Source organism: Pseudomonadota bacterium, from assembly GCA_026388315.1.
In the GTDB taxonomy this organism is placed as follows: Bacteria; Desulfobacterota; Syntrophorhabdia; order Syntrophorhabdales; family Syntrophorhabdaceae; genus MWEV01.
Map to the genome: position 1 here is coordinate 1 of JAPLKA010000078.1, position 7,031 is coordinate 7,031.

Below are 7,031 nucleotides of genomic sequence, written 5' to 3' on the forward strand. Positions count from 1 at the left end.
ATATCCCCTTTGCCTGATCAATGGGAAGATGAGCAGAGAGCATGGAGCGTAGAGCGTAGAGTGATTTTGGATTGTGGCAACTACTTGACCCCCGATCCCCGATCCCTGTCTTTCCCCTTCACTATTCACTATGTCCCGCATAAAGCGGGATTAAATCTTACACTAACGACTATTCACTGAAGAAACATTGACTTCTTTATCTGAGATTCTTTATCTGAGATTCATTGTTCAATAAATTGCATAAATATACTATAACTATACAATTGATACTGCCATTGGTAATATGAAAAACGTCCAGTTGTTCAAAAAAGCCTTTTTGAGCACCGTACCGGTTTTGTTCGGCTACGTGCCTATCGGTATTGCCTTCGGGTTCCTGCTGAGCCAATCCGGATATAACTGGTATTTTGCCCCTTTGATGAGTATTCTCATATATTCCGGCGCCACACAGTTTCTGGCCATCAATTTTTTTATCAATAGCGCACCCTTTACTGAAATTGCTGTTACGACACTTTTACTGAATTTACGCCACTCATTCTTTGGCCTGTCTCTAATCAAGAAATTTGCCGATACTTCGCTTGTAAAGCCATATTTAATATTTGCCCTTACAGATGAGACGTATGCTTTACTGACGAGCATGGAAGAACCTGAAGGTGTTTCTAAAAAGAGATATTATTTCTGCATTTCCGTCCTGAATCATTCATATTGGGTTATCGGAACGGCAATCGGCGCTTTGTTGAGCCAAGTCGTTACTATAAAGTTGAAAGGTCTTAATTTTGCTCTGACGGCGCTCTTTGTCGTGCTTACGATTGAACAATATAAAAAGGTGAAAACCTTTAAACCATTTATTATCGCCTTTGCGGCTGGTTTTTTCAGTTTGCTTCTTGTGCCGCCCAGATATATGCTGCTTGCCGCTATTCTTGCCGCCACCTCTGTTTTGATTGTTGTATGGGGAAAACAACATTATGCAAAATGATGCGATTTTTCTCCCGATTGTTATAATGGCCTCAATCACCTTTTTTACAAGGCTTCTGCCATTTCTGTTTTTCAGAGGAAAGCAGCCCCCTGATATTCTGGGCTACCTCGAAAAGCATATACCCCCAATGATTCTTCTTTTACTCGTGATATATTGTATAAAAGATGTGTCATGGGGAGAGCGCCCTTATGGACTGCCTGAACTTATTTCCATAGCAATTGTCGCGGCGGCTCATCTGTGGAAAAGCAATGCATTGTTGAGCATCTGCGTTGGCACTGTTGTCTACATGATATTGGCGATATAATCCTCTCTTGATAACTCTCGTCATAAAACTGATCATCACACATGGCTTGAAAAATATTATTTATCAAGGTTTTTGTACTGGCGGTAAAGAATATACCCTCCCCAGGCAAAGGATGCGAGCATCAAAAGCACGCCAAAATAATGGGATGTATTGGCCAGGAAATGGTCTAATTTCAGGAGGCCCAGCCTTCCCAGAATATTATTCCAGTCATGGAATCCCGGCACGTCCTGACCGGTCACACCCCCGAGCAGCATAAGCTCCTGTTTTCGTGCATCGTTGATGTATGGCGCCGCATCCATAAAATTCTGGCCTACCCACCACAAGGCTATGGATGCGCTGAATGTGTCGGCCCTCTTGAGGAATGCACCAAGACAGACAAGGGGGATAATTATCTGGAGAAGTGTTCCTCCAAGGACTCCCATGAAATCACCTAATATTCCAAAGATCAGGTGACCAGCTTCATGAAATGCAAGGGTTACGCCGTGCATAAAGGACTCACCTGCATAGTTGCTCTCAACGGAGTGAAAAATAAACTTCACTCCCCAAATGAAGAAAATGAGAAAAACAAATACCCGCCCGCCAAAATAGAAGGGATTTACCTTTTCGTCAACGGAAAAGAGAAGCCCTTTTAATGAAAATTCGTCAGATTCGTATGGAGCGGCATCCTTTTTGCGGAGTATTGCCTCTTCTGCTTGGGGCATAATCTTTTCATGCTGTGAAAGGTATTTTACAAGGTTTTCATACGCCCAGTTAACCTCTTTGAGCCTTTCCCATTCCTCTTCATCAGCACTTGATTCTTGCTTTAATCTTCTGTACGCCTCTTTTACTTCCCCCGCCGATGCCCCCGGAGGAAGCTTAAGGATTTGATAGCAGTTATGTATGAGATCATCCACGCATGTTTCTCTTTTCATGATTTTATATCATATGGTCTTTTTGTCAAACCATTTTTCGCTTTTCGTGCAGCTTGACATTGAAAAGTCGAACGTTTATTCTATGAATAAAAACACATTGCAAATAAATCGGTAATGCAAAAAACATATGAAAAATCTTTTTTATTTAGCCGCAGACGGACGCAGACAAAGGCTGGACAGTATTTTATATCGGCTGCCGACCTGGCACCCGATATACTCCATGCCCTTCGGGCAGAGTGAAAATTTAATATATTCGCCCATTAGGGCTGAATATTTGATAGGCGGCAATGTCGCCGGCTATCAAAACACTATTCATCAGCATTTGTCCGCCCTTGTCAGCATTTGTCGAGCGTAAGCGGGCGGCAAAATAATTATAGAATTTTTGACAAAACCGATAAACTAAGAAGGAGAAAGTTATGATAAGGGCAAAATTGTGGTTTCGCTGTGCAGCAATGCACGATCCTGTTACTCCAAGGGTGGCTCAGCCTGCGCTTGTCGGCTGGGAGGCAAAGAAAAGAAGGGTTGACCTCACCATCGAAAGGGCATTCAATGGAGAAGAATTGGTCCGCCGCATGAAAGGGTGGGTAACAACCGACCCTGTCAAGGTTACTGAGGTCGTTAAAAAATATGGAAAATTAAAGGTGTTAGACGACAGGGAGCTCGTTATTGAGATTGAAAAACAGGAAGACGTTGCAAAGCTCGAAAAAGACCTCCTCGACAATTTCGGGGCAGAGGTAGACATAGAAGTAGTCAAGGGAATCCACTGAACACTATGGACTATGCGCTAAGGACTAAGCGCTATGCGCTTTTACTGCCTGCTGCTTAGCGCCTACTGTTTACTGCTTGTAAGTGCCTGCTGCTTAGCGCATAGTCTTAAAGTGTTTATTTAAGGTTGACATTTTATCTTCATGCAATTATTATAATTATAGTTAAATGTTTGAAGATGTAATAAGGAAATATGGTTTATTTTTACTCATGTCAGCGCTGCTCTTCTCGCTGATTTTTACGGAGGGCGGTGTTCTGGGGTACATTAATACAAAAATGGACATCAGGCGTGTGAACGCTGAAATAAAAAAATTAGATCAGGAAAACGTCATCTTGATGCGTGAACTGGATAAGCTTCAGAAGGATGACCAGTATCTTGAGGAAGTTGTAAGAAAAAAATACGGTTTTCTCAGGGAAGGCGAAAAGCTCTACAGGATTGAAAGATGAAATACGAAGGAATGATATACAGACCGCCAAGCGAGGCAGAAAGCCTTATCCTGCAGGTTACCATTGGATGCTCTCACAATAAGTGTACCTTTTGCGGCTCTTTTAAGGACAAGAAGTTCAGAGTGCGGAGTTTAGAAGAGGTAAGAGAAGACATAGAAGAAGCAAAGGTATATGCGCGTTATATAAAAAAGGTATTTATTGCCGATGGCGACGCACTGATCATACCTCAAAAAAGGCTTATCCCCATCGTGCAGATGATAAAGGATGCATTTCCGAAACTTGAGAGAATAGGCATTTACGGTAATACAAAATCCATTTTGAAAAAATCCGTAGAAGAGCTTAAGGAACTGCAAAAATTAGGAGTAGGTATCATCTATCTCGGGGTGGAATCGGGCGACCAGGTCACCCTCGACAAGGTTTGCAAAGGCACCGTACTGGATAAAACTGCAGAGGCTGCAAAAAGGGTAAAAGATGCAGGCATTATCCTTTCCGTAACGGTTTTGCTTGGCCTTGGCGGGGTAGAGAGAAGCAGTATCCACGCAGCAGAAACAGGGAGATTCCTAAGTAGAATAGCCCCCGACTATGTCGGTGCACTTAGTGTCATTGTTGTGCCCGGTACCGTCCTCGCAGAAGAAGTAAAAAATGGCACCTTTATAGTCCCTGACCCGTATATGCTTCTTGAAGAACTTGCTATCATGATCAATAACACTAATGTCACACACACGTTTTTTGCTTCAAACCATGCATCAAACTATCTTCCGGTAAAGGCATGGCTCCCTGAAGATAAAGAGAAAACATTACGTGCAATCAAGCATGTATTAGACCAAAAGGATCCATCCCTTCTCAGGCCCGAATTCATGAGGGCGCTCTAAGAAATGAAGAGTTAAGAACGAAGAACGAAAAGCCTTCAATTCTTAATTTTTAATTCTCAATTCATTTGGGGGATGGGGAAATTTTCAGAGGAAGGACGCGAGGATATGGATAAGACACTCAAGACCAAACCGGTTGATGTACCCATAAGGGTTCGCTATGCTGATACTGATAAAATGGGTATCGTTTACTACGGCACCTACCCCATCTATTTCGAAATCGGAAGAAGCGAGTATATGAGGGAGAAGGGCTTCTCTTACAGGAATTTCGAAGAAGAGGGCTACCACCTTGTTGTAGTAAACCTGGAAGCAAAGTACTACAACTCTGCAACGTACGATGACCTTCTCATTGTAAGGACAAGCATCTCTGATTTAAAATCGAGAGGACTCACATTTCACTATGAGGTATACAAAGACGGGACTCTGGTTGTTGGAGGAAAAACAAAACATATCTGCATAAACCGCGAAAGAAAATCTTCATCGATGCCTCCGCATCTTTTAAAGACTTTGAGAGATGCCGAGTCCGCATAATATCCTCATCATACGCCTAAGTTCACTGGGTGACGTGCTTATGAGTATCCCGGCCGTTGTAGCAATCAGGAACACCTTCAGTGAAGCCCATATTTCATGGCTTGTGGAGGGCTCTGTTGGTCAGTTGCTTTCGCATCAGGAATTCATAGACAATGTGATTGAGTTTCCCCGACACAGCATTGTCAGGGCTTTTAAGAAAAGCGACCCCATTCGTGGAATCCGGGAAATAAAAACTTTCATCAAAAAACTGAGGGAAATTAACTACGATATTATTGCTGACTTCCACGGGATCATTAAAAGTGCCATATTCTCCATGCTCGCCAGAGGGGATAGAAGGCTTGGATTCGGGAAGATGTATGCTAAAGAGAAAAGCCATTTTTTCTATGGCGAGACAGTCACAGCAAACAACAAGAGAATCCATAAGGTGGAGCGCAATATGCTGATTGCACGTCATCTGGGCGCCAATGGGGATATTCCGCAGGTATCGCTCACTGTGCCGACACATTTTGACGCATACATTGATGATTTTTTTTCAAAGGCAGGGTTGACCGGTCCGGTTTTTGCAGTAAACCCTTTTTCAAGCAGCGGGAGTATTTTTAAGAGATGGGGTCTGAAACAGTATGAAGAGATTATAAAAAAAATATATGATACCGTTGGGGCTCAAGTTATAATACTCTGGGGGCCCGGGGAGAAAAGGGATGCAGAGCATTTAAGAAAAATGGGGGGCGACAGGGCGATCCTTTCCTGCCCTACTAATGTGCCTCAGTTGTTTTCCCTCCTCAAGAGGATTGACATGTACATTGGTGGAGATTCGGGGGTTATGCACCTCGCAGCCTTTGCCGGCTGCCCCATGGTGGCAATCTTTGGCCCCACGGATGTAAATATCAATGCCCCGTACAGCAAAAACTGTACCATAGTGCGAAAGGATTTATTGTGCAGTCCATGTAAGAATAAAAACTGCCAGAGTAGAAAATGTCTGACGGATATTACGGTGGGAGAGGTGTTTGAAGCGATACTCAAAATGGATAGCAGGCATGATGCTATCAGCTCATAGCTCATAGCTGATAGCAAAAACGAATCAATGGGAGCAAGGATACATTTATGAAAGTGCTGTTTATCTACCCCAACCTCAACGCCCAGATCGGTTTTAATTATGGGTTATCATACATCTCAGGCCTCCTGAAGGTCCATAATATTGAGACATATTTACTCAACATAAATGATAAGCTCGGATACCCCCTCGATCTGAACAGAATTAAAGAGGATGTATTATCAATAAAGCCTGACCTGATAGGATTCTCTGTCCTGACCAATCAATATAAGTATTCTATAGACATTGCCCGGAGTATTAAAACCTATTGTGATGCTCCGATCATTTTCGGAGGCATCCATCCTACCATGGACCCCCAGGGCACGATATCGGAACCCTCTGTGGACTATATTTGCATTGGCGAAGGAGAAGAGGCATTCCTTGAATTCATCCTGAAAGGCACAGCAAAAGGGGTAAGGAATTTTGCTTACAGGGAGGGGGGTCAATTTGTTATAGAGCCTTTGCGACCTTTTACGGACATTACAAAACTCCCCTTTAAAGATTACGAAATTTTTGATTTCCAGCAAATGATCGATGCAAAAGACGGCTGGGTAGGGCTCATCGCTTCAAGGGGTTGCCCTTTCCGGTGCACCTACTGTTTAAATCACAAAATCATAAAGCTTTACAAAGACCACGGGCATCTGCCCAAGTATTATGTACGGCGTCATACGGTCGATGAAACGATCGCTGAGATCAATTATCTCCTCACACATTATAAACGCATAAACATGTTCATATTCGACGATGACATATTCACATTTGATAAGGAATGGCTTCATGAGTTTTCTGAAAAATATAAATCAGTTACCAATGTAGGTTTTGTCTGCAATGCCCATGCAAGAGTGTTTGATGATGACGTTGCGCGTGCGCTCAAAGAAGCAGGCTGCAGGATTGTAAAATTCGGCCTCGAAAGCGGAAGTGACAGGATACGAAGGGGCGTGTTAAATCGTTATATGACAAACAAAGATATTGAGCGGGCATTTACCGTTGCGCATAAACACGGGCTTCATACCTCTGCATTTGTCATGATGGGACTTCCACTCGAAGAGACAGAAGATATTATTGAGACGGTGGACCTCATTGCAAAGGTTCAGCCCGGAAGGGTCCGCTGGTCACTTTTTTTTCCTTTTATCGGCACAAA

Annotated in this window: 10 protein-coding genes; 9 read left to right on the plus strand and 1 reads right to left on the minus strand. The window is 43.1% G+C overall.

The window, feature by feature from the left end:
- The 3 genes from NTX75_10835 to NTX75_10845 form a co-directional block, all read left to right on the plus strand.
- Positions 1–180: hypothetical protein (locus NTX75_10835; GenBank protein ID MCX5816715.1), on the plus strand; the 180-nt coding region annotated here is incomplete at its 5' end.
- Positions 181–283: 103 nt separating this feature from the next.
- Entirely contained in the window at positions 284–973 is a 690-nt protein-coding gene (locus tag NTX75_10840) for an AzlC family ABC transporter permease (protein MCX5816716.1), read from the plus strand.
- Positions 963–1,277, plus strand: coding sequence for an AzlD domain-containing protein (locus NTX75_10845; GenBank protein ID MCX5816717.1), 315 nt, complete (start codon positions 963–965; stop codon positions 1,275–1,277). The genes NTX75_10840 and NTX75_10845 overlap by 11 nt, the downstream gene beginning before the upstream one ends.
- Before the next feature lie 56 nt (positions 1,278–1,333).
- On the opposite strand, the gene NTX75_10850 is transcribed toward NTX75_10845, so the two are convergent.
- Positions 1,334–2,188: a J domain-containing protein gene (locus NTX75_10850; protein MCX5816718.1), complete on the minus strand. Its 855-nt coding sequence runs from the start codon at positions 2,186–2,188 to the stop codon at positions 1,334–1,336.
- 416 nt (positions 2,189–2,604) lie between these two features.
- On the opposite strand from NTX75_10850, the gene NTX75_10855 reads away from it, so the two are divergent.
- From NTX75_10855 to NTX75_10880, 6 genes are all read left to right on the plus strand, one after another.
- Positions 2,605–2,955 carry a hypothetical protein gene (locus NTX75_10855; GenBank protein ID MCX5816719.1) on the plus strand — a complete coding sequence of 117 codons (351 nt, stop codon included), beginning with the start codon at positions 2,605–2,607 and terminating at the stop codon, positions 2,953–2,955.
- Positions 2,956–3,121: 166 nt separating this feature from the next.
- A complete protein-coding gene (locus NTX75_10860; protein MCX5816720.1) occupies positions 3,122–3,400 on the plus strand; it encodes a septum formation initiator family protein in 279 nt (92 codons plus the stop codon).
- Entirely contained in the window at positions 3,397–4,272 is an 876-nt protein-coding gene (locus tag NTX75_10865) for a radical SAM protein (protein MCX5816721.1), read from the plus strand. Before NTX75_10860 ends, NTX75_10865 begins: the two co-directional genes overlap by 4 nt.
- Positions 4,273–4,377: 105 nt before the next feature.
- Positions 4,378–4,800 carry a thioesterase family protein gene (locus NTX75_10870; protein MCX5816722.1) on the plus strand — a complete coding sequence of 141 codons (423 nt, stop codon included), beginning with the start codon at positions 4,378–4,380 and terminating at the stop codon, positions 4,798–4,800.
- 40 nt (positions 4,801–4,840) lie between these two features.
- Positions 4,841–5,854, plus strand: a complete 1,014-nt coding sequence (locus NTX75_10875; protein ID MCX5816723.1) for a glycosyltransferase family 9 protein — start codon at positions 4,841–4,843, stop codon at positions 5,852–5,854.
- 47 nt (positions 5,855–5,901) lie between these two features.
- On the plus strand, positions 5,902–7,031 hold a 1,130-nt coding region (locus tag NTX75_10880; protein ID MCX5816724.1), incomplete at its 3' end, for a radical SAM protein.